Source organism: Paenibacillus sp. J31R109 (assembly GCF_059692055.1).
In genome coordinates this window covers 55,528-81,545 of sequence record NZ_JCAUAR010000018.1, presented here as the reverse complement: position 1 = coordinate 81,545, position 26,018 = coordinate 55,528, and the positions used below count along the sequence as shown (strand labels likewise).

The following is a 26,018-nucleotide window of genomic DNA, read 5'->3' as shown; positions in this document are numbered from 1 at the left end:
CCTACAACTTGTTATTCGCCGAATACGTAGCTTTCTAAAGCTCTTGCCATATCCGCACCAAATTGACGACTGGACTCTCCTGTTACAACGTGCTCTCCGATTCCGAAATAAGGAAATTCGAAGCTGACCGCAAGCTTTGCCTTTCGATTTCTCATAAAATTACCGCATGATGCGCCCATCGTGCTTACTCCTTGATTCCACCCCTCCCCCACTTCAATATCATGACATGGGTCATACACCAAATGACCTTCGTTTGGATTCCTAAGCGATATGCCATTTAAAATTTTCCCGAACACCTCCATCTCTTCTTTCATTGGCGATTCCGACTTCACAATAAACGGGTAATCATCTCTCATCCCCCATTCCGGATCGCCCCAACGTACAGGACAGTGCAAATCTAGCGCTATATAGAGATTCAGAGATGTAGTATAATTCATGATAGCTGCAGTAGCTTTGTAAATGGGCTGATCAATATAATCGCGATTATGATCATGAGGGGCCCTAGCCTTTCCTTGGTCACCATTCTCAACGCCGTCGATATCAACGAATGGAATATAGTGAATTAAGTACTGCGACAAGAGTTCCGAGTTTCGATCCAGCAAATCGCCAAGCAATCCCTCTCCCATATGAGAAGCCGTCGATTCGCAAGCGTGGTGCCGAGCCGTTATTATAATGTGCTTCTCCGCCTGCTTATTACCGATAAGAACTAATGGGACAGATCGACCTTGTTCCGAAAGTGTCAGTATTTTTCTCTCAACAAGCTCATGTTTCTGATAAGCATTGATAAATTGTTCAAAATGGTGCAACTGATACGGCAGCGAAAAGGCAAAATACACTTTACGATTCGCCTCTTCGAACCGATATCGGAATGTACGGCGATCCATTAGACTTTCACTCCCTAGCCAACTCCAAGACTCTCCATTCAAACTAATCGCAGGACCCCAAGGTCCGACGACTTCACCATTGACAAACTCAACGAGCACTTCACCTACTTCGTTGCTTTCTGCAGAGAAATTCCAATACCACCACCACACGGTTGTATCACGTAAATCCTGCTCTACTTTGACATGTCTTCCTTCCATGGAAATGACCTTAATATTGCCGCCTGCGTGCGAACAAGCTATTTTCACTTGATCCATTTCATTCACCTGCCTGTTCATATTCTTATTACCGAGACTATATCTATAATTTATTAACTCGTTGGCCGCAATACAATGAACATTTCCTTGATTTTAATGTGATCTCATCGAATATGAGGCAAAGGGGCATGACCATTGATCCCAATTGACATTTTACTCGTGGAAGACGAAGCAGAAATATTATCAGGCATGGCCTTAGCCCTCCAATCTCTAAATGAACAGCTTCACACTGTTTATTTGGCAGCTAGTGCAGAAGAAGCCTATCATATCGTGCAGTGCTCTCACCCCGCCATCATTGTATCTGACATTGTTTTACCGAACTTATCCGGATTGGATTTGGTCGGCCAGATCAAGGAAATGCTGCACTATCACCCAAAGATTCTAATCATCAGCGGATACAGTGACTTTCAATACGCAAAGCGCAGTATTCAACTAGGCGTTGTCGATTATTTACTTAAACCCTTTCCCAAAGAGGATTTTTGCGGTAAAGTGATCAGTTTAATTAATATGATACAAGAAGAAGAACAAGAAAAAGTCCGATTACATCGGCAAAAAGAAATGGCCAATCACGGCACGCAAACACTGCGTGATAAATTTTTATTGGATTGTTTGCTGCACAAAACGACGCTTCAGGAAAACGTGTATCACCGACTGCAGTTTTGGGATTTGGAATGGTTGACCCATTCGCCTTATGTCGTCATCGCGCTTGACAAGCAGGAGCAGCCTGACACCGTACAACCCAAAGAAGAAGTAGCGCTTCACTACTTTGCCATTCGCAATATTGCGGAAGAAGTCGTCCAGAATTACCCGCACTCACTCGTCATACAGAATCAAGAGCAAACCTGTATCCTAACAGTGGAAGATGACGTGGAAGAAATGACGACTGATATTCACCACAAGGTGCTGGCGTATCAACGCATCCCGACGGTTAGCGGCATAAGTCTGCGTATGAGTTCTTTTCATCTGTTACATGACGCCTATTCCCAAGCAGTCAAAGCGTGCCAATTAGCCGTGTTAAATCCGAATACACCCGTCCTCTATTTCTCAGAGCTCAAACATTACTCCGAAACGAACAACGAACTGTTGAAAGAACATCTAATTCAAGCCGTGTATTCGGGCGATCGAGCGCACATCGCTTTGCGGATGGAACATATTTTCAAAAGCATGATTATCCAAAAGCTAGACCATCCGCAAGATATCGTGAGAAAAAGCATGGAAATGGTCATTGAACTTCATGTCTTGCTGCGAGAATCGACCCGAATCACGCTTGAGCAAATTCCAATCTCACTCTGGGAAAGTCTTGGAAGAGATACGAATTTTGAGCGAATCCAGAAATTAATTACCGACTATTTTCAGGAAGTTGGCAAAAAACTAGCCCCCTCCACATCCAATGCCGTAATTGCGCGAGCCAAACAACTAATTGAGGAACAGTTTGCCAAGGAGCTTACGCTACAGGGGCTGGCCGAACAATTAGCCATCAGTCCCGTGTGGTTAAGCCATTTGTTCAAGAAGGAAACCGGGCAAACCTTTCTGGACTATGTGACGGAGCTGCGCATTGAGAATGCCAAACACCTGCTAAGAGAAACAAACCTGAAAATTTACGAGATATGTACGGAATTGGGTTACCAGAACTTGCAGCATTTCGGCATGATGTTCAAAAAAAGAACCGGACTGACCCCAAAGGAGTTTCGATACGGCAAATGAACATTCCAAATGGATTGAACAGGCTGCAATTGTTTCAAAAGATGCTCATCCTTCTTGTCCTATCCGTTTTCGTTCCTGTTACGCTGCTAGGGTACTTATCCTATGAGAAAACGAAGGAGCAAATCGAAGCGAATACGGAGTTGTTTTTGCATGACAATTTGTATAATAATGCTCATCGTTTGAATGATTTTTTCCAGGAAGTTACCTCCCTCTCCTACAAAATTATGACATTGCAAAAGCTTCAGCTCGCCTTGACCAGCCCAGCACCGAAAAACTTCTTTCAAGAACTCGAATCAGCCGGCAAAATCAATGACAGCATTACCGATGAAATGAAGGGTCCTTATCAGATTTATGTTGTACCCAAACAACTCGAGCATTTTCCAAACTATGAAAACTTGTTCTCGTTTCGATCGGTCGATCCGGATATGCATTTATTCAATCAAATTATTGCATCCGGTGGGAAAGCCTTTTGGGCGCATGAATTGAATCCGCAAACAAAGTCCTCCAATTTCGTCTATGTCAGATACATTCCGCTGCTTACGGATTATAGCTACAGTCCGCTGGCCGTCCTGTATATACATATACCGGGCCATCTGCTGCAGAAGCAATTGGTGACCCCCACCCCCTACCCCAATTTCCAGTTACTGCTTATGGATGAGAATGGCACTGTTTTGCACAATAACAGCAATCTAACCAATCCAACCGTCAAAGAGAATGAGAAGTTAGACATTCAATTTTCTGAAAATATTCAGATCGTCAAAATCCAAAATAAGCCTTACTACGCGGCTTCCCTTCCCATTGAATACCGAGGTTGGAACCTCGTAGCCGTCATTCCCAGTACGGATCTGGTCGGCGTCATCGATCGAATCCGTTATTTTACCGTATGGATTGTCGTACTTGGACTTGCAATCATTGCCGTCTTACTTTCCCTCATCGTGACGAGCTTTTCTCATCCGGTCAAATCGTTGGTTGCCCATATGCGCAAAATTAAAACAGGACAATTAAACGAATTCAAGGACTATCAATCGCGTACAGATGAAATCGGACAACTTGTAAGCGGATACAACTCTATGGTTTCCGGTATGCTCACCTTGTTAGATACGACAAAAAACGTGGAGAGTGAAAAAAGAAAATTAGAGTTGCAAATGCTTATCAATCAAGTGAACCCTCACTTTCTGTACAATACGCTGGATACGATCAAGTGGAAAATGGAAAAGGCCGGCGAACAGAGTATCGCGCGCATGGTTACGCTCCTTGCCAACATGCTCCGCTATAACCTCAATGAGGATGAGCTGACGACCGTCGAGCGTGAAGCTGAGCATGCAAGAAGTTATCTGGACCTCGAGCTGCTGCGCAAATCGGATTCTTTTCAGGTTCTTTGGTATGTGCAACCCGCCGCTCTTCAACTGAAAGTGTTAAAACTGCTGCTTCAACCCATTGTAGAAAATTCGATCCGACATGGCATGAATAAACTCGTGGACAAAGAAGGTCTAATCCTTGTTTCGATTTTCCGAGAAGAAGACGATCTACTATGTATTATCGAGGATAACGGACCTGGCACAGAAGGTACTTTGACATATGGCATCGGACTGATGAATGTACACAAAAGACTGCAAATTCATTTTGGCGAAAAGTATGGCCTGGAGATGGATAATCGCCCTGGAAGCGGATTTAAAGTCACGCTTAGACATCCGATTGTGTAATTACGATATCAAACAAGTGTGAAACATTAAAATAACCATGTTAAAAACAATTAGCAGATCGTCTATCCTTTACTTAGAGAGGAGGCGATCCGCAATTGCGAAACGATCATTGACGGATAATCACTTGGATTCATCGGATCATGTGCAAATTAATCAAGTCATGACCTACATTGCCCTGCACTATGACCAAAACATCTCGGTCAAGTTCCTTGCGCGATACGTTTCCATGGAAGAAACCTATTTGAGCCGACTTTTCAAAACAAAACGCAGTGAAAATCTCATTCATTTTTTGCACCAGACTCGCGTTGAACAGGCGCAGCTGCTACTCGAGCAAACGTCCATGAAAATGAGTGAGATCAGCTCTCGAGTTGGTTACCTCAACGAGAATTACTTCTTCCGCATTTTCAAACGTTACACAGGCACGACGCCAAATGATTACCGGAAAATGAAAAAGGGGGATTTACATGAGAAAGCATCTTGCTCAAGCCATGTTTATTTTAACGGCATTTGCCCTAGTTGTCGGTTGTTCCAACACGGCCTCCGTCACATCACCGACACCCACGAAAGCGACTGAAGCGAAAGGAACTACAGCCCCTGCCGCAACCGCAGCACCTGTGAAAGAAGAGAAAAAGGTAAATATGGTCTGGTCCGGCTGGTCAGGTGAGGAAGAAGCCTCCAAGCCTATCATCAATCAGATGATTACGAGCTGGAACGATAAGAATCCCAATGCAACAGTGAAATGGGTTGGCTGGCCATTCGCCAATGCCTTGCAGCAGTTGATTCTACGCAATCAAGGGAAAGAAAACTTGGATGTCGCGCAATCGGATATCGGCTGGTTAAAAACGCTGGCCAGCGCTGACGCCTTAGTCGATTTAAACACGGTGTTCGATCCAAAATGGCTCAAAGACAACATTGAAGATGCCTCTTTGAAAGTCGGACAGATCGACGGTAAACAAGTTGGGATACCTTGGACACTTGCCTCCATCGGGATGGTCTACAATCCTTCGTTATTAGAAAAAGCCGGAGTAACAGCGCCGCCTAAGACAATTGCCGAATTTGAAGATGCCTTGAAGAAACTGAAAGACAGCAATCCTAACATTATTCCATATGCGATGGAGACAAAGACGCCAGCTAGTATTGTTTCCGATTTTAACGCTTGGGTATGGACGTTTGGCGGCAGTTTCTTTGACGATAAAGGGAACATAACGATTAATAGTGACCAGGTCGTGCAAGCACTTAACTGGTATAAGAGTTTGTTGGATAAAGGCTATATCAAGATGGATGTCTCCCGATTTGATGCTAGACAGCTGTACGCCAAAAACATGATCGGATTCTACGACGATGCCATCTTGGCCAAAGGAACGCTTGAGGCTACAGGTATTTCGAAAGCAGACTCACCAAAATTTATCAAACCTATGCTGCGACCTGTTGTTAAAGCCGGTGATGTGCCGCAATCCATTTCATGGGGCCATGCGCTCGTCATTTTCAAAAATTCCGAGAATAAAGAAAAAAGTGCTGAGTTCATCAAACACCTCATCAGCGAGGAACAATCCATTAGCTACTTTGAGAAAACCAGTATGCTTCCTGTGAAGAAAACGGCGCTGAGCGATCCTAAAGTAACCAACGACGAATGGGCTAAGAAATGGTCTGAGGTCAGTAAAACGATGCGAAATGGCGAAGTGAAAACGCTCAAAGAGGTCAATGAGCTTAGCACAATTATAGCGGAAGAAGTTCAAGCAGCGCTGCTGAAATCGAAGTCAGCTAAACAAGCGATGGACGATGCAGCAGCGAAAATGAAGACTCTTCTTAAGAAATGAGGCGAAGCTACGTGCATCAACACGGTGCGAAACTGACAGCTAAGAAAGCCGGTTATCGCTCCGGTGCAAAGTTAACAGAAAGCCAATTTGGCTTTCTGTTGGTTTTACCGGCTATGACCGTATTCAGCTTTATCATTCTGTATCCTTTTCTGAATTCGCTCTGGATGGGTTTTACCGATCGCAGCTTAATGAATCCGCAGACCCACTTTATCGGCTTGGAGAATTTCAAGAATATCTTTGGCAATTCCGACTTCATACGCGTGCTGAAAAACACCATTATTTTCGTCATCGGGGGCACCTTAGCCCCGTTAATTCTAGGTTTTATATGGGCGCTCATCTTGAACCAAGGTTTTAAAGGCGCTGAATTTTTACGCGGTGTTACCCTTGTGAATTGGATTATCCCCAGTACCGCTATTGGCTTTCTATGGATGTGGATCTTCAACGGTCATTTCGGCATCGTGAATGGGGTGCTGAAGGGAATGGGAATCATTCATGAAAATATTACTTGGTTAGGGAAAACGGAAACGGCCATGCTTGTCGTCATTATCGCCAAAACGTGGCAAACCCTCCCTTGGTTTATGGCTTTTCTGCTAGGCGGACTGCAAAGTGTACCAAAGGAACTCATTGAGGCCGGCCGTATAGACGGATCGGGGAATTGGCAAATATTTCGGCATATCGTCCTTCCGGAAATGAAATTTATTTTCTACCTTGTGCTTATTCTCGGCATGATGGGCAGTCTGCAGCACTTCGATCTCATCTGGGTGATGACCCAAGGTGGGCCTGCGAAAGCAACGACAACCTTTGCTGTTGATGTGTATCGCAATGCATTTCAAACCTGGAATTTGGGTGCTGCCTCCGCTATGGGGACGATTTGGGTCATTGTATTGCTCATATTCGGTATTTTATATGTAAGAAGCTTGACCAAGGATATGGACTAGAGAAAGTGTGGAGATGACGGCCATGTTTGAGAAAACACTTGGATTTCGCTTGTTTTTTTGGATTTCCCTCATTGTTCTGGGCCTATTCGTTTTCTTCCCGCTCTATTGGATGTTTATCACGGCCTTGAAGCCGAAATCCGAGTTAATTGATTTCGTTTTCTTCCCGCATCATCCTACGCTAACGAATTTCGCGGGAGTGCTGAAGGACGGTAAAATCATGCGCTTCCTAGGGAACAGTCTTTTCGTTTCCTTCGCCAGCAGCCTCTTAACGACAGCGGTCGCAGCCTATGCTGGCTACAGCTTTTCCAAGTTTAGATATAACGGAAGAAAATCGTTGATGGTGTTGATTTTAGTATCCAAAATTGCTCCGCACGCGGTTCTGTTACTTAGCATTTATCTAATGATGAAAAGCTTTGGCTTGCTGGATCATTATTTATCTCTAATTCTTGCTTTCGTTACGTTCACACTGCCTGTCGGCATTTGGACGCTGAAAACCTATTTCGACCAAATTCCCACGGCCTTAATCGAAGCGGCGAAGATCGACGGTGCGGGTCACTTAAAAATTTTGCATACGGTAATTTTCCCCTTGATGGTTCCGGGGATTGTCTCTGTCGCGATCTATGGGTTCGTGTGGGCTTGGAACGATTTGCTCTACTCTTTGACCTTAATCACCTCAGCTGACAAGCGTACGTTGGCGCCAGGTCTCATCCTCAATTACTTTGGAGAAATGCAGGACAACTGGAACAGCATGATGGCTGCTTCCATTATCGTTTCAATCCCGGTCACAATCATGTTTATTTTCCTGCAGCGCTTTTTTATTCAAGGGCTTACTTCTGGGGCTGTCAAAGGTTAACTATGACGAAGACCTGCCAATTTCAACAAGTGGCAGGTCTTCTCCTCTTTTTACCATTGAATAGAAAATCGTACGATATCTTCATCCGATAGGTCATTCCCCAACCAAACTTCCATCAATACCAGATCTGTAACTGCCTTGATCCCATGCTTACTGTTAGCTGGAATTTGCAAAACTTCACCTGACACAAGTCTAATTAGTTTGTCCTCCATAAGAATTTCCGCGCAGCCATATAAAATTGTTAGACTTTCTTGTCGAAGGCTATGCAAATGATAACTGGTCATCTTTCCTTGGGAGAGCTTCACGATTTTAATCATGCTTTCTCTCCCGTGTTCTTCCTCCTTTTCATATTTCAACACTTGATAAGAACCCCATCTTTTCTCCCCATGCATGGGAAACGGCGGTGCTTGCGTAAGTCTTTCCTTAATTAGATGAGCTTTATCTTTATTCGCAATTAAAATACCGTCTGCGTTAGCCGCGACAATCATATTTGAGATACCGATGACTTCAATTGGATAGGGAAGTTCATTAATGAGATGTGTATTCACGGAATCATCCGAAATTCGACCAGCTCCGATCTGGCTGTCAAAATGGGGGGTTAATGCCTTCCAGTTGCCTACATCATGCCATACCCCCTCATACTCCATGACGATGGTATGTGGATTACGCTCAACAACTTCACGATCGAAGCTTGTATTGATCACTTGCTCGTAATTTGCCAGCCATGACTCCATTTGCGTCGGTTGCCCATTGTCCTTCAAATAACTCAGCATGAACCTTAATGGGAAAGCAAAAACTCCACAGTTCCACAAAGCTAGATGTTCAATGAGATCTGCTGCCACTTCTTCATTCGGTTTTTCGACGAAATAACGTACAACAGCAAAATCATCGGTATCCTTCGGAAGAACAGGTACAATATAGCCAAATTGATCAGAAGGCACATTAGGTTTAGAACCAAGAAGTACTAAATCTGTCTTAGAACGCGAAATGACCTCAGGAAAACGATGTAACAGTTGGAAAAAAGCCAAATCAACATACGTGTCCACGGGGAGTATACATATCGTTTCATCTGGATGTACTTTCATCTTCTCAGACAGATAGGTAACCGATAACGCGACTGCCGCAAAGGTTCCTCTTTTGAATGGTTCACTAATGATGGGAATGTGCTCGCCTACATACGTACGCGTTATCTCTACTTGACTATGATGGGTGACAATACAGGTGGATTGCAGCAAACCAACTTCATCCAATTGTCGGCATATACGCTCAATCATCGATTCTTGACTACCATCTTTGGATTTCAAAAGCTTAAGAAATACCTTGGAGCGAATTTCGTTAGATAAAGGCCATAGTCTTTTTCCAGATCCCCCGCACAATAGTACAATACGCAAGCCAAATACTCCTTTCTTGGGACATCACAATTCTCCCTTATTTCACATATCCTTTCCGCTTATGAAGCGAAATGGATCGATAACTTTTGGCTAAGGCTGACATCCTCGACGAGGTAATTTGCGAATCACGCACATGCAAGCTTATATTTCGGGCAGGCTTAAAAATCATCTTGTGCGGTTGCGTTGAATAAAGAAAATTGCCGTACGTTTCAAATTCTGAGAAAGCAAATTGTTTGGATGTATTCATACTTTTCATAATGGCTGAATACCAGCTGCGTTTGTGCTTGGCCTCAATGGCTTGTTTCAACTGCTTGACTTTCGTTTTCTCGAACAGCATGTAATGCGTAACGAAGGACAATCGCGCCGAGCGATTTTTTCCCATTAATTTTCTATACGTCTTAAAATATTCGGGTTGACTCCAATCCCGGCAGTAGAATACGGTCTTGTTGCCCACGCGAAAGACATGAGGTCGAATAAGAACCGTATCTGCATCAATAACCATATAGTATTTAGAGGAACATAACGTATCTCCGTTCAATTTAAGTAACTGTTGATACAGCCAACCGGTACGATCCCATGTTTTGGATTGATAATGGATATCCTTCTTCGTTATGGCAAGAACCGTATCTTCATGAACAAATCGACAACCTTTTCTCGAACAAAGCTCGATAATACGTTTTTTCATCGGAGCCACTATGATGATTTCACCAATCGGGTGCTTCACATATTTTCGTATACTATCAATGACAAGGGGGAGTGTTCCCAAGTCTTTCTCAATTGCTGGGATTATCACATCCAATTGGGAGCTCTGACTAAGCTCTTCTTTTATTTGCATGAACATGCCATCATCTCCAATATTCAAACGTTTGGATTATCATATGTCAGGAGAATGAAATGGCATGGGTTAAACGAAAAAAGCCGCCAAGGATCATATCCCTGACAGCTTCTTATCTCACTATGTTTTATTCCAAAAGACCGCCTAGTTCGGACGCTTTAATTTCTGCGTTCGTTTTCGTGCCAGGCGTCAAACCTAATCTTTGTGTCATTTGCTGACTAATGCTGCCTAGTCGTTGCGTGTGTTCCGTCGCCGATTGAATGATTGTCCGATTCGATTGCTCGAAGAGATCCAATGCAGCAAAAAGATCGTTCATCCCTCTTTCAATCGAGTCCATCTGCAAGCCTGGCTTACCTAGCAAGTCATTCGTACGTTGCGTCGTTTCTTTCAACAAGCGCGAATTCTCTTCAAACATTTTGTTCAATGTCGAGTTCGCACTATTGACGGCTTCAATCGTTTGTACTTGATCCTCAATGGCCATAGAGATCATCGCAGACACCGTAAGTAGATTCTGCGTTTTATCAATCGTCGCATCCACCGCATCAATAAGTTTATCGTTGTTATCATTGATGATATCCGTTCCTGCGATCGCTTGTTGGTACAGAATGACCATCTCTTGGAAGGACTGTATACGTGTCACAACCTTACGAAGTCCTCTTTCCAAATGGGTTTTGCGGTGTTCATTCTCCGGTTTAGCAATTTCCACTTCGAAAAGCTGCTTTAAATTCTCTCCCATCGCAATTCGCATTTGCAAATTGTAGACGGATTCAATGGAATTTTTCTTCAGCGTCTTCATGTAGGCCATGTTCTCTTCCAACGTTTCTTTCCCATTACGCAAGGATTGAACGATCGCATTTACGTTTGTTTTCACGGACTGATACTTATAAATATAGTTCTTAAGTGGCGTCTTCTTCATCATTTTCTCGAAAAAGCCAAGCTGCTTGCTCTTGCTTAAAGAGTCTATTTCGCCGCGCAGCTTCAGGATGTTATTCTGCACCTCTGAGCGTTTGCCGGACATCAATTCATTGACGGGACGTTCGAGCATCGCAAGGGATTGTCCAGCTTGTTCCATCGTTTTGGAACCCATACGACCAATGGAATCCATTAACGTTTCCAGTTCCATCGTATCTGTCGAAGAGACTTTCTCAAGCAATTGCTTGGCTTCTTGTTCAACCTTCTGCAAATCCGTTGATTTTAATTGCACCAATTGTGTTGTCATGATCCCCTGCCTCCTTTAATCTTGTGAACGATAGCGCTGCTGGATTAATTCCATCCGAGTCTGTAATTCTATTAAATCTTTTTGTTCGATCGTTTCAACATAATCCGTGAGCTTGGAGTTAATATCCTTGATTCCTGTAAGCAAGAGTCGACGATTTAAGCGTTTCGCTTCCCCGCCCAGCTTCAGAAAGGGATTAATCGCCCCGTTTAAATCCTTAAAAATCAATCTTTGTATGTTATGATTCATATTTGCATCATTAAGCTCTTTCAATTGTGGAATCAATCGCCCTACCCTGGAGAGTAAGCTAAGCGTCTTCTCCACGATTTCATCATCCAGCGTATTCTTCTGCCCCTCTGAAATCATCGTCTCTTCAATGACATGAATATATTCCGAAATAGGTCCCCAAAAAGGATCTTGTTCCGTGATACGCTCATCCACATTCGCAGAAACGGCACTCGGTTCAGGAGTCGGATTCGGTGATGTTTCGGTAATAGCTCCGGGTGACGTTGTTCCCTTTAAGGTTTTGGGAGATCGTTGTAGAACAAGAACTGTGCCAAAAGTCAACGCTGCTGGCACTAATAAATTAACGGCTTCCGGTAAGAAACCAGTCGTAATAAGACTGACGACATATCCTGCAAGAGAGATGCCTGCTGCGACTTTGAATTGCTTTTGCATGAATCTTCACACCCCTGTTCGATCGTGTTACCCACTAAAATCATATATCCCCCAGCAGTTGATGTCAATTTATAGGAGCAAATTCGCACACTGGCATTCTTCCTATATGACCATTTCAATTAGAGTAGCTGGGTGATCAAATAAATGGATGTTCCCCACATAATGAGTGCAGATGCTTTATTCAGATAAGTGATAAAAGTGCGAGATTGATCTAATCTTCCAACTTGCCTCCCCATGAGAGCAAGTGCAATAAACCAAATCCATGACACCCCGATACACGCTACCGCAAAAACTAATTTTTCCGTCCCCGAATAGTGGATTGAGCTCGTTCCAATGACACCAATCGTATCTAAGATCGCATGGGGATTCAATAACGAAACCGATGCCGCAAAAGCAATTTGCCTCTTCGGGGAAAGTGCCGCTTCTTCAGACGTGCTAGATGCCGGTTTACTTTTCCAAGTAAGAATCCCCATATACATTAGAAACAAGATCCCTAGTGCGAACAGAATGATCTTAATAGCGGGAATCGTAACGATAACAACGGATACACCAAGAATGGCTAATGAAATGAGTACCGTATCACAAAGAGCAGCAGTTAGCACGACTGGTAGTGCTCGAATAAAATTCGGTTGTGTCACACCTTGATTAAATACGAAAACATTTTGAACACCTAATGGCAGAATCAGACCTGCGGATAAAAGAATTCCTTGTACTATCGCTGTAAGCATGATGTTTTTCTCCTAACTACAGATCATAAACGATATCTATTAGTTCGTAATAACAACTTTCGTTACCATTTTTTCCGGGCCAATCTCATATCCTGCAAACCAAAGCTTAACATGGTCGCCTTCTTTCATTTTCGCAGCCTCAATCAACACTCCGTCTTTCCACACTTGTGTGAACGGAAGCAAGCGATATTTCACCCCATCGACGTCTAGCATTCTCTCCAGATTGACACCTTCGCCTGAAGTGGTTACGCTCGTAACCTTGCCACTTAGATCGCCGACGCCATCGTCCAGTGTGTTAAGCTGAAGGCGTAAACCTGTTGTTTGACCCGGATAGCTCGTCAGCATCATCCCTTCACTCCACACGGTGACGGATGATCCGATTTGCACGTCAGTTACGTTAAACTTTTTACCTTCATACATAATAACAGCATCATCTGACATGGTATACCAAGTTGCATCCGGCATTTTCTGCTCTTGGTTTATGAATTTATCCGTCTTGACAACTAGAAACCTTCCCTTACCATCAATCGCGGTGATTTCCCCTTTTGTGCCGGATTGTTCATCAATGGCGTAGACCGTTATGTTCAGTGGAAACTCAGCGCCGATCGCTTTAAAAATCGCTTGTTTGAATTTCGACTTCTCCGCGTCCGACAACGTCTTATCATGTTCGCCTACGCGGCGCACTTCTAGAAACACTTCCTTGTCCGTGCTATAAGTGGACTGAGGTTTGACTTGATGCTTCTCAAAGACGGCTTCTAACGTGATCAGCTGATTCGCATATTTTTGTAAATCTTCTATTGAAAATGATTGCGCCTTTTTAGGTGACGCCTGCTGATTACCGCAACCACCAATTAGGACAGTAACTAGCATCATACAACACAACAGAGGAAACCAATATCTTCTTTTATCCATCATGATAAACCTCCTCTTTCATTCACCTATGTTCACGCAATCCGTGTGGTATGTATTAGACGATGAATCGCTTCGTATGGTTTCTATTTCAATCCCATTTTTGGTAAAATAAACATAGCTAGTCAGCATTAGAGGAAATCGATAAGGAGTGTTTTCAATGGCATATGAAGCAAAAATGAAAATAACAGATAACAGTGTCATCGAGTTTATTGAAAATGTGGAAAGCCCAAAGAAACGTGAAGATGCTTATCGTTTATTGGATATTTTTGTAGAAGCAACAGGTTTAGAAGCTAAAATGTGGGGCCCCAGTATCATTGGTTTTGGCAGTTACCATTACAAATATGCGTCCGGTCATGAGGGCGATGCGCCTCTCGTTGGTTTTTCACCGCGAAAAGCCAAGATCAGCTTGTATGTAACAACAGGCGATGCGGAACGTGAGGCATTATTAAAGGACTTTGGCAAGCATGAAGCCGCCAAAGCCTGCGTTTACATCAATAAAGTCGCAGATATCAATACCGATATATTAAAAGATTTGATAACCCAATCGGTCTCATTTCTCCAGGAACGTTACCCAAGCTAGGGATAAATATAAACAGCAAGCATACAAGATGCTTGCTGTTTTGATGTTATTTGGGTTGAATGTAACCTTCTGCTTTCAGCAATTCAGCGATAAGAACCGCACCACCTGCTGCTCCGCGCAATGTGTTATGGGACAATCCAACAAATTTATAATCAAACAACGAATCCTCACGTAAACGTCCTGCGGAAACGCCCATACCGCGTTCAATTTCACGATCAAGCTTCGTTTGAGGTCTATTTTCTTCTTCGAAGTAAGTGATGAACTGTTTCGGCGCGCTTGGCAAGTTCAGCTCTTGCGGACGTCCTTTGTAGTTCTGCCAGCGAGAAAGGATTTCTTCTCTTGTAGGTTTCTTCTCGAAAGAGGCGAATACTGTAGCAAGATGTCCATCTGTTACTGGAACACGAATGCATTGCGTAGTAATCAACGGTGAGCTCGCTTTAATGATTTCGTTATTTGCGATGCTTCCCCAGATACGCAGTGGCTCCTGCTCACTTTTCTCTTCTTCCCCACCAATATATGGGATCACGTTATCCAACATTTCCGGCCAGTCTGTGAAGTTTTTACCCGCACCAGAGATCGCTTGATACGTGGAAGCAACAACATTGGTCGGTTTGAAGTCTAACAAGGCATGAAGGGCTGGTACATAGCTTTGAATGGAACAGTTGGGTTTAACGGCGATAAAACCAGTCGATGTACCCAAACGCTTTCTTTGTGCGGCAATGATCTCAATGTGACCTGGATTCACCTCTGGGATGACCATCGGAATGTCCGGCGTCCAGCGGTGAGCTGAGTTATTTGAAATAACAGGCGTACCCGTTTTAGCGTAAGCTTCTTCTAGCGCTTTGATTTCATCCTTTTTCATATCTACCGCACAAAAAATAAAATCAACCCCAGTGGCAACTTCCTCCACTTTTGAAGCATCTTGAACGATGATCTGTTTCACGTTTTCCGGAATTGGCGTAGACAATTTCCATCTGCTCTTCACAGATTCCTCATATGTTTTACCCGCTGAGCTGCTGCTTGCTGCAATCGCAGTCACTTCAAACCATGGGTGTTGATCCAACAATTCAACAAATCTCTGGCCAACCATGCCAGTTCCTCCGACAATACCTACTTTTAATTTTCTCGACATCCTGTATCACAAATCCTTTCACATTCGTATAAGGTAGTAAAGCATCTTAATAGTAAATTCAAAGCATCTGATATTGTGTGCCAAATGTTGCAGCACCTGCGTAAAGTTTCTTACGCGATAACAAAAAAATCCCACCCCCAAGACTATTGCCAGTCTTAGGGACGAGATTAATATCCTCGTGGTACCACCCAGTTTCACCAATATGTCGCCATACTAGCCTCTTCAAGTACGACATGCCAATTGCATGCGTATACTTTAGCTCTATAACAGGAGCTCCTGTCACACCATCCCCGAGAAATTCAGTTCCGATGTGCTGCTCTGAGGCTTTGTTCAATAAAGTTCTCTTTACTCCTTTTCAGCTAACGGAGCTCTCTGTGAAAGATTTCATTTATTTACTCATCTCTTCAACGCATTTGTTATTGCGATTATATTATCAAATAACCAGAGGTACGTAAACAATAATTTTTAGAAATGTAATATTTTTTTGAATATTACCCCATATAGGGTTCAAGAAGACGCCCGCTAATAGCGTTAATTTCGTTATTTTGTATTCCTTGAATATACATAAAAACCACTTCTCTTTTCCCATCCCGTTGTTGTCCAGAAACGGTTCCCAACCTCATTATCTTCGATAACAAAAATATGACATTTATCAATACCTTCCTGGCTCAATTTATTTAAACTCGTTTGAACCAATTGGTTACCAATTTGCTGTTTACGGAAAGCGGGGCTCACAGCAAGATGATAAATAAAACCCCTTCTACCATCATGACCACACAGAATAGTCCCAACAATCTCATTATCTTGCTCGAATACAAAACTCAACCCATTATTTCTGACTAGATACCTCTTGATGTTTTCTTTAGAATCCGCGTCACTTAAAGCTAATCCCTCAATACTGTTCCACAATTCAATCATCTTTTCGTAATCATTAATTGTCATTTCTCTGATATTTTGCATAATTAATCTCCTTGTAAGTAGGTGTAATAAAGGCTATTGCCCTATATTAATGGACATTCTATGGTTTGTATAACTCATAATTTATTTTGTGATAATTAATAATTCAAATGATGGCGGGGCGCGAAGCATGGATTCATCTCAGTTAGAAGCATTTTTAGCTGTTTGTAAAATACGAAATTTACTATTGATCCAAGCTATATGGTACGTGATCTGGTGTTGGATGGGGTTGTACATGTTGCCGTTCGTTTTGATCCACCTGATCATCCTAAAGTATCAAAAGAATTGTTATTTGAGGATGAAATTATTCTAGTATCCGCGCATAAAAAAGACTCCATTATTCGTAAAACAGATTTTATTTCTCATGAATATTGCCATATTGAAAGGGGAGATCCCTTCCCTGAATGGTTCATAAGCATCGTTGGAGCTGGTTTTGTCCCATCTTTACAAACCGACCATTCCTTTATTATGGTTGCTATGCTTTTACAAGGAGCCGGATTTGGCTTTCTGCCGAAGTCAATTGCACAACCATTTCTAGATGCTCAACAATTAATTCAACTTGAATGTGATTTCCATACGCCAAAAATTCGTGCAAATGCCGTCTACCTCCTCGAAAATCGTGAACACGCCAGCGTGAAATTAGGCTTAGAATTGCTAGGAGCCTCCATGTAAAAATGAAAAATCCGCCTCTCGGCGGATCATCATTCACCTATATGTCTTTATTCAACATCATTTCAAGAACGAGTTTATCCATCTCGGAAGTCGCTTCATTGCCGATCCGACAGAAGTTGTCGATCGTTTTCTCGGCATCATTTTCGATAAATCCATTAGTGGACGAAATGGTCATCCCTTTGGAAGCAAGCAACGCAGATTGCACCGCAGCACTCGTACAAGTTGCAACTTTCATTGCGCAGCCACCTTTAGCGCCATCACACATCATCCCTGTTACATTCCCGAGCATGTTTTGGATTGCGGCTTTAATTTCATTCTTTCCACCGCCGAGTAAATACGTAATTCCGCAGCTCGCGCCTGTACCTGATACGGTAACGCCGCATAAAGCGGACAACCGTCCAAATTTGGATTTGATGTGAATCGTGACTAAGTGACTTAAGGCAACCGCACGAATGAGCTTATCTTCCGCAGCACCGAGTTTCTCAGCCGCCGCGATAACGGGATTCGTCGCTGCGATACCTTGGTTACCGCTTCCCGAATTCGCCATGACAGGCATGCTAGAACCAGCCATACGAGCATCTGATCCAGCAGCTGCAAGCGCCATCGCATGAGAGATTAAATCATCTGACAGAATACCCTTCTGTACATTCTCTTTAATCGTTCTGCCCACCTCAAGACCATAGGCATGCGTCAATCCGTCTAATCCGGCCTTACGATTCAATTCAATACTTTGTTTAACCAATTGGAGCTCGGTAAGGTCAACTGTATTCACGAAATCAACGATACCCTCGATCGTAAGCTCGCCTCGTTCCTCTTTGGAACTCTTGAAAGTCGCATTCGCACAGCCTCCCGATTCAACGACCTTACCATCTACCTCGATCAAGGTAATATTCGTGTGATTATCCGTGATAACGACCTTTGCATAACTGTCCTCCGTGTTAACGACGACCTCAATATAGAGCTTTCTGGACGTATCTGCTAAGTGAACGACCGAAACACCGCGCTCAACCATGTCCTGCGCTGCTGTAACATCTTCTGGTTGAATATCAGCAAGAACCTCTAATTGCTTATCCGCATTACCTGCAAGCGCGCCAAGCGCAGCTACAAAATCAATGCCCGTCAGATTCGTACCAGGAATCCCAACTGCCAGAGCGTTCTTAATGATCCCTGCACTCGCATGAACGGTAACCTTCTCAATGGGACCCTTCATATAACTTCGTGCCTTCGCGGCAGCCAAAGCGATCGCTACTGGCTCTGTGCAGCCAAGCGCGACGACGAGTTCCGTTCTCAATATGTTAATGAATGTATGCCTATGCATGTGACGACCCCCTACACACCCAAGTAATCTATTTCTTTCAAATGCTAATCTAACGTACATCTAGCTTGTCACCTACGACCAGCTGCGTTCAACTACTACTATAGCGTAAATGTATGAGGAGAGTATGTTGAAAATATTAGAACTTTTCAACACTAACCTTCCGCAACATCGGCTCCGAGTTCACTTGCAACCTCCAACATTTTAGGAATCACAGCTTCATTCGTGCCCGAAACATACAAATCCCCCTGATAATGACGGAATGGAATCTTTATTTCCCCATAGCTCCACATGAAAAAATCCCCTTCAATCGACATGCTGGTGGCACCAGTCACGGTATAAACCGATGAATAGGTGAAATCTGGTTGTGCAGCAAAATAGTGTTTACACTCTTCTAATGAAATGGATGTTACGGCTTGTTCATTTTGTTGAAAAGCTCTTGTAATGCGATAACGTTGACTCATAGAAAGACCTCCGTGATTATATAAATTCATCCTTACTTTATTATCTCCAAGATCCCTTATGTCTTCTGGACACAAAGCGTTGGATAACTTACGAATAGTCTTATGATAGGCCAAAACGAGAAGAAAGCCAACTAGAGACAATGGAGTGTGCTAACAAATGGGTAAATGGAAAGCAGGAACCGTTGGGTTCCTATGTGGAGCCTTATTTTTTTCAGGGCTCTCTTATGCGGCTAACGATCCAACCGGTATCAACGTTTATTTTCGAAAGCTGCAGTATTATTTCGATGGAGTGATGAAGCAACCTCCGCAAGATCTTCAAGGCTTCATTTACAAAAATACGACCTATGTACCTCTTCGTTTTCTTACCGAATCGTTAGGGAAACCCGTGGGATGGGATGATGCGACAAGCTCCATTTATGTAGGGGACAAGCCTCAGCACAATTCAGCCCTGCAAGTATTCCCGAAGAATAATCCTTGGAATACAGACATCTCCGCCTTCCCTGTTCACCAGAAATCACAGCAATATCTCAAAGCGATTGGCTTGAATACGAGTATACATGCCGATTTCGGGACGGAATGGGAAGGGGCACCGATTGGGATTCCCTACACGATTGTAAGCGGCGATCAACCGAAAGTAAACGTAACGTTTACGGATTATGGCGATGAAAGTGATGCTGGCCCTTACCCCATTCCAGCAAACGCGCCAATCGAAGGCGGACCGAACGGTGATGGCGACCGTCATGTCATCGTTGTCGATAAAGACAATGATATGCTTTACGAATTGTTCAATGCACGACCCACACCTTCTGGATGGCAGGCTTCCAACGGTGCGAAGTGGGATTTGAACTCCAACGCGCTTCGTCCTAAATATTGGACATCCGCTGACGCGGCAGGCTTGCCAATCTTCCCCGGGCTTGTCCGATATGATGAAGCAAGCTCAGGAGAAATCAACCACGCCCTGCGTTTCACAGTACAGAAGACGCAACGTGGATTCATTGCTCCAGCTACACATTTTGCTTCAAACAGCACGGATTCGAATCTTCCGCCCATGGGCCTCCGACTCCGACTTCGCGATGATTTCGATATATCAAGCTACTCGGCAACGAATCAAGCAATCTTACGAGCGATGAAGAAATACGGTATGATTGTCGCTGATAACGGCAGTAATCTCTATGTAAGCGGCGCACCTGATCCGAAATGGGATGATGATGACCTGCATAAACTCGGGAAGATCAAGGGCAGTGATTTTGAGGTTGTAGATACAGGTCCAATAGAACAATAATGACGCAAACGTGAACGCAAATAGGCTGATCTCAAGTAGTACTCTCCACTTGAACATCAGCCTATTTCAATTTCAATCTCACTCTCCCATTTCACCATCTTACGTTATGTTACTTTCTTTGGTCAGCATTATGCTCATGCTTTGCATATCAATCATACGTAACGAACGATTGATGACGGTTAGGCCTAATTTTAAGCCACAATACCCAACTAAGCCTCCACCTACATTTAAAATAAGATCATCCACATCAAAGCTCCCCATGGAAAGAACAACTTGTAGACTCTCCAAACTTAAACTTATCCCCAAAGAGCGAATGAACACACCTGAAAATGACATCTTCTTGGCCCCTGACGTGAGCAACAGAAACATGCCATATGGCATAAATACCGCAATATTCCCGAACAAATTAATAAGATCATGCTGGGATAAGCTTTGTAGATTAGCCGTTATTGAAACGAATGGCTGAAAGTTCGCAAAGGCGAGGCGATTTTGGATATACGAAGGATTCTCCAGATTCCGCTGAAGCTGATGCCACACGAATGGGAGATCAATCGAACTGAATTTGAACAAGATAATTTTGAACAGGATATACATATACAAAGCGAACAAAGCCGGCAGCAGCATCTCGTGCCATACCTTCCAATTTTTCATATCGTAAACTCACACTCCTAAAATTTAAAAATGTAACCTCAAGGAAGCACCGTGACGATGATGCCATCCATGTTGTTGCCAGACAAGGTATAAGAACGATTGTTAGGCACTTGAATGGTACTATTCTGGGTCATCGGATGATACGAGATCTCGTAGATCTTCCCTTTCACCTTCGTTGTGATGTTTTTTTGTTGTTTTAGATAAGCCAAATACTCTTCCAACGATAAATTCATTTGCTTCATAATCACACTGTGTGGTAACCCCACATAACGAAAATGCCAAGGTTCAAATTGGATGCCCGTAATTGCCGTTTTATCCTTGGGATAGCGCAAAATAAACCCAAAATCCGCCGCATTTCGAATCAACCATTCCCCTTCATCTGCTTGACTCATTTCGCCTTGTGTAGAACCAATATCAAGTCCCAAACCTAAGTTATGTTCACTATGTCCCGCGGGCAACGCGTAATTAGCTCCCATATCTTTGTATAGCTGACTCTGTTCTTTATTGTCACGGTAGCCACTGTTAATCATGAAATGACGAACCCCATCTTTGGCAGCTGCTTGGATCATCGTCGTAAAAGATTCAACAACAGTTCGCGACAATCGCACTGTATTATCTAAGATCCCAAATCCTTTAACGAGCTCTTTATTTTCAAAAAGATTAAGAATATCCGGCTGCATCCCCCCTGAATGAATCGGATAATCGTTATTAATCAGAACCAGATTTCCTTGATATATCTGATCTTTCGTCACTTTTATAGTTAGATCTTTCCCGGGGGAAGTCGCCGCGTAGGCGGTATTGACGACTTGCGATTGTTCCACTTTTTCTCGAGGCGCTTTGTGCTGCTGGTAGGCTTCATAACCTAGTAATGCGACAATAACAAACCAAAAAACCCACTTCTTCATAACTCGTTTCCCTCCTAAACCTTGCTTGCATTTAGAATAAAGAAAACAGTTTAAATTAGAAGTGGGACAAACATAAAATTTTTCTTAAATTCATTTTAGTAAAGTGGCAATCTCACTTCAAATAGTGTCCGAATCACATCGCTTTGAACCGTAATTGTTCCTTGATGCTGTTCAACAATGTTCTTCGCAATAAACAAGCCGAGTCCCGTACTGCCACCCTGATGGGTGCGAGCTTGGTCCCCTGTATAAAACATCTCAAAGAGATGAGGAAGTTCATCCGCTGGGATGCAATTGCCATAGTTGATCACTTGAACTACCGCTTCTTCCCCTTCTTGAAGGCCATTGATATCCACATATTTGCCATCTTTCCCATATCGATTGGCATTCGTCAATAGATTTTCAAATACACGAGCTAGCAACTCCCCGTCTGCCGCTATTTCCAGATGTGGAGAAACATTGACTCTGCTGATCAAATTGCTCTTTTCAAAAACGGGGTACAATTCCTCATTGAGTTGAATGAGCAGCTCGCTTAAATCAATAGGCTTCTTCTCGACACTTAACATGCCATATTTCATCCGTGTAATTTCAAATAGTTCATCAATCAGCTTCTCTAATCGTTGTGATTTATTAAAAGCAATGGTCGTATAATGGATCATTTGTTCCCTCGATAACTGCTCGTCCTGAAGAATAAAATCCAAATAACCAATGACTGAAGTAAGCGGCGTACGTAGATCATGCGCTAAGTTCAAAACGAGCTGATCCTTACTGCTTTCGGCAAAATCCCCACGTGCGACAGCTTGCTGTAATTTCTCACTCGCCATATTAATATCATCCGCGATATCCTTGAATTCGTCATTGGAATCAATATGAATTCGATTATGAAAGTCTCCACCAGCAAGTCGATGAATTCCCGTCGAAATCACGTTAAAATAGGTGGCATAGCGCTTCGTTAGGAAGAAGAAACATAAAATTGAAAGCGGTACAAACACCATCAAGAAAAAGTTTAAATCGCCAATCGTATTCACAAAATGACGCAATTTAGCTACAGGATCTTCCCTGCGAACGCCTGAATAATAAAGTTTCAATACGCGATAAAGAATAAAAGTAAAAGTGCCGGACATCAGCAAGCTGAGCCCCAACAAACCGATCATCTTAGATCGAAAGCTGCGCAATAGATTAGCCATTGAATGTATATCCCACACCCCATACGGTTTTAATTAACTTATTTTTGTTCACATCTTCGCCAAGTTTTTTGCGCAGCGTACGGATATGGACCATGACGGTGTTACCACTTTCATAGTACGCTTCCCCCCATACATGCCCAAAAATATGCTCCGCGCTAAACACCTTCTTCGGGTGACTCGCTAACAGATAGAGAATATCAAATTCTTTCGGGGTCAGCTCGATCTTCTCCCCATAGAGGAGGACAGATCTTTGATCCGCATCAATCGTCACGCCTCCCGCTTCCAAGACTGGACTACTAACAGCTGCAGGTTGGTTCAGTTGCATGGACCGCCGAAGCTGTGCGTTCACACGGGCTACTAATTCCATTGGATTAAAGGGTTTCGTCATATAGTCAACTGCACCCATTACCAAACCTGTTATCTTATCCAAGTCAGAGGATTTGGCACTCAAAAAAATAATCGGTAAGGCATACCTCTCACGTATTTGCCGCGTCACTTCATAGCCATCCATCTTCGGCATCATAATATCCAGAATCGCCAAATCAATCGCGTGAGACTCAATCGCTTGAATGGCCTCTTTCCCGTCAGATACTTTGATGAGATGGTAACCCTCTTTTTCTAAATGTAACGCAATCAAATCGGCGATTTCCGCCTCATCATCAGCGATTAATATTGTCGTTCGTTTCATCCTTATCCCGCTCCTAAAATGTAAGATCATTCCTATTATACCCGATTATGAAAAAGGGTTCATAGCTGAACCTTACACATATGCAAAAAAAGCCTAGCTCATCACGGTAAGGTCGATGAGTTCGGCTTCTTCTTTTACGCATACTCCGTTACTAATGGACTTACTCCTACAGCACAAACCTTAAAACCAGGCATTTTGCAGGTTGGATCAAGTGCGTCATTCGTTAATTTGTTGACGTTTTGCGTATCTCCCCAATGCATAGGCACGAATACCGTGTCTTCACGGATAGCATCGCTGAACCGGCTTCGCACAAAAATGTCGCCGCGCTTGGACGTCATCTTTACAAGTGTGGCATCCTCAATGCGGTACTTTTTCGCGGTTTTGGGATGAATCTCCATGAACGACTCCACTTCACGCGCGGCCAAAGACGGACTTTTACGTGTCTGCACGCCTGTCAGATAATGCGTAAGCACGCGCCCCGTGGTTAGATACAACGGAAACTCTCCACTGACCTGCTCCTTCGGCAGATGATTCTCCACCGTAGTCAATAACGCTTTTCCAGCTGGCAGCGGAAACGAGATATCAAATAACCGCTTAACACCGGGGTGCGCCACTTCTGGACAAGGCCAATAGACGCCTTCTTCTTGCCGTAAGCGATCGTAAGTAATGCCGTAGTAATCTGCGGTCCCTCCCCGACTTGCAAGGCGAAGCTCATTAAAGACATCTTCGACATCCCCAAATGGGAAGAATTGACCTTTCCCGAGCTTATCAGCTAGTTCACAGAGGACTTGCCAATCATGCTTCGATTCGCCAGGCGCTGGACGACCCGCTTCTCGCAATAACACGCGTCCTTCGAGATTCGTTAACGTCCCTGCATTCTCTAGATAGGCTGTTACTGGCAAAAGCAGATCAGCTAGCTGTGCCGTTTCAGAGATGAGGAAGTCAGCAACAACGAGAAAATCAAGCTTCTTCAGCCCTTCTTCAACGAAGTTCGCGTTCGGATTCGAGACGAGTGGATTCGATCCCATAACGAATAACGCACGGATCTCCTGCTCGTGGACCTTTTCCATCATTTCGTAAGCAGACACTCCTTTGCCTGGCAGCTCGCTTGGATCGATGCCCCATACATTCGCGATATAAGCGCGATCTTCTGGATTCTCGATCAACCGATACCCAGGCAGTTGGTCGGCTTTTTGCCCATGTTCTCTGCCACCTTGCCCGTTGCCCTGACCTGTGACAGCACCATAGCCGCAGCCAGGTTTGCCTATTTTACCTGTAAGCAATACGAGATTCAGGAAGTTTCGAACGGCCATATGGCCATCCGTTTGTTGCTCCACACCTCTTGCCGTAAAAACCATTCCCGTATTCGCTTTCCCATAACTCAGCGCCGCTTTACGAATGAGCTCAGCGGAAACGCCTGTTAATTGGGCAATTTCAGCCATATCAAGCTCATCTAGATGAGCTTTCAATTCCGCGAATCCTGTTGTCCTTCGTTCAACAAATTGTTCATCAACCAGGCCTTCCTCAAGCAGAACCTTGAGTATACCATTGGCTAAAGTCGCATCCATCCCTGGCCTCACACGCAAATGAATATCAGCCATACGTGTCGTCCCCGTTTCTCTGGGATCGATGGCAATGATTACGGCACCTTTTTCTTTCGCTCTTGTAAAATAAGGCATGAGTGTCGGCTGACACTCCGCAATATTCGTACCCGCAAGCAGGATACAGTCGGCCAATTCAATATCGGACAAAGGGTTCGTTAACCCACGGTCAATCCCAAATACTTTAACACCTGCTGACGCAGCCGCCGACATACAAAATCGGCCATTATAATCAATATACTTCGTTTGCAGTGCCACGCGAGCAAACTTACCTAGTAGATAGGCGGATTCATTCGTTAACGAACCACCGCCATACAAGCCCACCGTGTGATTGCCATAGGTTTGGCGAAGTGCACCGAACTTGTTTACGATAAGCTCATACGCTTCCGCCCATGAAATCCGTTCGAACTGACCATTACGCTTCACCATGGGGTGAAGCAACCGTTCGCCAGTAAGCACGTGTTGGTAGGCATTCATTCCTTTGATACACAATCGTCCTTCAGATGCCAGATTCGGCTTTGGTACAATGGAATAAACGGGGCGTCCGTTCGTTATATCCTTTTTTTCAATCACTTGCATTTTACACTGTACACTGCAAAATGGGCATTGTGTATCTATGACATGCAAGGCATCAGGAATGACTTGTTCTTGCTCAATTTGTATATGCATAGGC

The 26,018-nt window shown here is 43.7% G+C and carries 25 protein-coding genes and 1 other annotated feature; of the genes, 9 read left to right on the top strand and 16 right to left on the bottom strand.

Translation table 11 applies throughout. From position 1 onward, the window contains the following. Positions 1-11: 11 nt before the first annotated feature. Positions 12-1,139 (bottom strand): M14 family zinc carboxypeptidase, encoded by a 1,128-nt coding sequence (locus AC58QT_RS29935; protein ID WP_497412173.1) that lies wholly within the window; start codon positions 1,137-1,139, stop codon positions 12-14. Between the two features lie 135 nt (positions 1,140-1,274). Here AC58QT_RS29935 and AC58QT_RS29930 point away from each other — a divergent pair, with 135 nt between their 5' ends. Genes AC58QT_RS29930 through AC58QT_RS29905 form a run of 6 tightly spaced genes read left to right on the top strand, consistent with a single transcriptional unit; the run spans position 1,275 to position 8,154 of the window. Continuing rightward, positions 1,275-2,843: a helix-turn-helix domain-containing protein gene (locus AC58QT_RS29930; protein ID WP_497412172.1), complete on the top strand. Its 1,569-nt coding sequence runs from the start codon at positions 1,275-1,277 to the stop codon at positions 2,841-2,843. Continuing rightward, a complete protein-coding gene (locus tag AC58QT_RS29925; protein ID WP_497412171.1) occupies positions 2,840-4,546 on the top strand; it encodes a sensor histidine kinase in 1,707 nt (568 codons plus the stop codon). Before AC58QT_RS29930 ends, AC58QT_RS29925 begins: the two co-directional genes overlap by 4 nt. 37 nt (positions 4,547-4,583) lie before the next feature. Further along, positions 4,584-5,120, top strand: a complete 537-nt coding sequence (locus tag AC58QT_RS29920; RefSeq protein ID WP_497412170.1) for a helix-turn-helix domain-containing protein — start codon at positions 4,584-4,586, stop codon at positions 5,118-5,120. Continuing rightward, entirely contained in the window at positions 5,011-6,363 is a 1,353-nt protein-coding gene (locus AC58QT_RS29915; RefSeq protein ID WP_497412169.1) for an ABC transporter substrate-binding protein, read from the top strand. The genes AC58QT_RS29920 and AC58QT_RS29915 overlap by 110 nt, the downstream gene beginning before the upstream one ends. Positions 6,364-6,374: 11 nt before the next feature. Beyond that, positions 6,375-7,301 carry a carbohydrate ABC transporter permease gene (locus AC58QT_RS29910; RefSeq protein WP_497412168.1) on the top strand — a complete coding sequence of 309 codons (927 nt, stop codon included), beginning with the start codon at positions 6,375-6,377 and terminating at the stop codon, positions 7,299-7,301. Positions 7,302-7,323: 22 nt separating this feature from the next. Beyond that, positions 7,324-8,154 (top strand): carbohydrate ABC transporter permease, encoded by an 831-nt coding sequence (locus tag AC58QT_RS29905; protein ID WP_497412167.1) that lies wholly within the window; start codon positions 7,324-7,326, stop codon positions 8,152-8,154. A gap of 50 nt (positions 8,155-8,204) precedes the next feature. Here AC58QT_RS29905 and AC58QT_RS29900 read toward each other — a convergent pair whose 3' ends face one another. The 6 genes from AC58QT_RS29900 to AC58QT_RS29875 all read right to left on the bottom strand — a co-directional run bounded on the left by AC58QT_RS29900 (position 8,205) and on the right by AC58QT_RS29875 (position 13,917). Then, positions 8,205-9,545 (bottom strand): sugar phosphate nucleotidyltransferase, encoded by a 1,341-nt coding sequence (locus AC58QT_RS29900; RefSeq protein WP_497412166.1) that lies wholly within the window; start codon positions 9,543-9,545, stop codon positions 8,205-8,207. A gap of 37 nt (positions 9,546-9,582) precedes the next feature. Continuing rightward, complete coding sequence (locus AC58QT_RS29895; protein WP_497412165.1) at positions 9,583-10,386, bottom strand: DUF6492 family protein; 804 nt, start codon at positions 10,384-10,386, stop codon at positions 9,583-9,585. Between the two features lie 121 nt (positions 10,387-10,507). Then, the gene (locus AC58QT_RS29890) at positions 10,508-11,599 is read right to left on the bottom strand and encodes a toxic anion resistance protein (RefSeq protein ID WP_310224306.1); all 1,092 of its coding nucleotides are present in this window, start codon (positions 11,597-11,599) and stop codon (positions 10,508-10,510) included. Positions 11,600-11,614: 15 nt separating this feature from the next. After that, a complete protein-coding gene (locus tag AC58QT_RS29885) occupies positions 11,615-12,274 on the bottom strand; it encodes a hypothetical protein (RefSeq protein WP_497412164.1) in 660 nt (219 codons plus the stop codon). Between the two features lie 119 nt (positions 12,275-12,393). Further along, on the bottom strand, positions 12,394-13,002 hold the full coding sequence (locus AC58QT_RS29880; protein ID WP_497412163.1) for a LysE/ArgO family amino acid transporter: 609 nt from the start codon (positions 13,000-13,002) through the stop codon (positions 12,394-12,396). Positions 13,003-13,041: 39 nt separating this feature from the next. After that, positions 13,042-13,917 (bottom strand): DUF3221 domain-containing protein, encoded by an 876-nt coding sequence (locus AC58QT_RS29875; RefSeq protein ID WP_497412162.1) that lies wholly within the window; start codon positions 13,915-13,917, stop codon positions 13,042-13,044. 154 nt (positions 13,918-14,071) lie between these two features. On the opposite strand from AC58QT_RS29875, the gene AC58QT_RS29870 reads away from it, so the two are divergent. Continuing rightward, positions 14,072-14,494: a DUF1801 domain-containing protein gene (locus AC58QT_RS29870; RefSeq protein WP_497412161.1), complete on the top strand. Its 423-nt coding sequence runs from the start codon at positions 14,072-14,074 to the stop codon at positions 14,492-14,494. A gap of 46 nt (positions 14,495-14,540) precedes the next feature. Here the strand turns inward: AC58QT_RS29870 and asd are convergent, their stop codons facing one another. Next, positions 14,541-15,626, bottom strand: a complete 1,086-nt coding sequence (asd, locus tag AC58QT_RS29865; RefSeq protein WP_497287009.1) for an aspartate-semialdehyde dehydrogenase — start codon at positions 15,624-15,626, stop codon at positions 14,541-14,543. Positions 15,627-15,780: 154 nt separating this feature from the next. Further along, positions 15,781-16,043 (bottom strand) — a binding site (T-box leader). A 123-nt stretch (positions 16,044-16,166) separates the two neighbouring features. Further along, the gene (locus AC58QT_RS29860; protein ID WP_497412160.1) at positions 16,167-16,586 is read right to left on the bottom strand and encodes a GNAT family N-acetyltransferase; all 420 of its coding nucleotides are present in this window, start codon (positions 16,584-16,586) and stop codon (positions 16,167-16,169) included. 183 nt (positions 16,587-16,769) lie between these two features. Between AC58QT_RS29860 and AC58QT_RS29855 the strand changes: the two genes are divergently transcribed. Continuing rightward, positions 16,770-17,255 carry a substrate-binding domain-containing protein gene (locus AC58QT_RS29855; protein ID WP_497412212.1) on the top strand — a complete coding sequence of 162 codons (486 nt, stop codon included), beginning with the start codon at positions 16,770-16,772 and terminating at the stop codon, positions 17,253-17,255. Positions 17,256-17,292: 37 nt separating this feature from the next. On the opposite strand, the gene AC58QT_RS29850 is transcribed toward AC58QT_RS29855, so the two are convergent. Together AC58QT_RS29850 and AC58QT_RS29845 are read right to left on the bottom strand one after the other, a co-directional pair. Next, complete coding sequence (locus AC58QT_RS29850) at positions 17,293-18,573, bottom strand: L-cysteine desulfidase family protein (protein WP_497412159.1); 1,281 nt, start codon at positions 18,571-18,573, stop codon at positions 17,293-17,295. A 152-nt stretch (positions 18,574-18,725) separates the two neighbouring features. Then, positions 18,726-19,034, bottom strand: coding sequence for a hypothetical protein (locus tag AC58QT_RS29845; RefSeq protein WP_497412158.1), 309 nt, complete (start codon positions 19,032-19,034; stop codon positions 18,726-18,728). A gap of 157 nt (positions 19,035-19,191) precedes the next feature. On the opposite strand from AC58QT_RS29845, the gene AC58QT_RS29840 reads away from it, so the two are divergent. Further along, entirely contained in the window at positions 19,192-20,316 is a 1,125-nt protein-coding gene (locus AC58QT_RS29840) for a stalk domain-containing protein (protein ID WP_497412157.1), read from the top strand. Positions 20,317-20,415: 99 nt separating this feature from the next. Here the strand turns inward: AC58QT_RS29840 and AC58QT_RS29835 are convergent, their stop codons facing one another. The 5 genes from AC58QT_RS29835 to nasC all read right to left on the bottom strand — a co-directional run bounded on the left by AC58QT_RS29835 (position 20,416) and on the right by nasC (position 26,014). Beyond that, positions 20,416-20,967 carry a VanZ family protein gene (locus tag AC58QT_RS29835; RefSeq protein WP_497412156.1) on the bottom strand — a complete coding sequence of 184 codons (552 nt, stop codon included), beginning with the start codon at positions 20,965-20,967 and terminating at the stop codon, positions 20,416-20,418. 38 nt (positions 20,968-21,005) lie between these two features. Beyond that, positions 21,006-21,872: a M15 family metallopeptidase gene (locus AC58QT_RS29830; protein ID WP_497412155.1), complete on the bottom strand. Its 867-nt coding sequence runs from the start codon at positions 21,870-21,872 to the stop codon at positions 21,006-21,008. 95 nt (positions 21,873-21,967) lie between these two features. Continuing rightward, the gene (locus AC58QT_RS29825) at positions 21,968-23,056 is read right to left on the bottom strand and encodes a sensor histidine kinase (protein ID WP_497412154.1); all 1,089 of its coding nucleotides are present in this window, start codon (positions 23,054-23,056) and stop codon (positions 21,968-21,970) included. Next, positions 23,049-23,744: a response regulator transcription factor gene (locus tag AC58QT_RS29820; RefSeq protein ID WP_497412153.1), complete on the bottom strand. Its 696-nt coding sequence runs from the start codon at positions 23,742-23,744 to the stop codon at positions 23,049-23,051. Before AC58QT_RS29820 ends, AC58QT_RS29825 begins: the two co-directional genes overlap by 8 nt. A 134-nt stretch (positions 23,745-23,878) precedes the next feature. Beyond that, on the bottom strand, positions 23,879-26,014 hold the full coding sequence (gene nasC, locus AC58QT_RS29815) for an assimilatory nitrate reductase catalytic subunit NasC (protein ID WP_497412152.1): 2,136 nt from the start codon (positions 26,012-26,014) through the stop codon (positions 23,879-23,881). Positions 26,015-26,018: the final 4 nt, after the last annotated feature.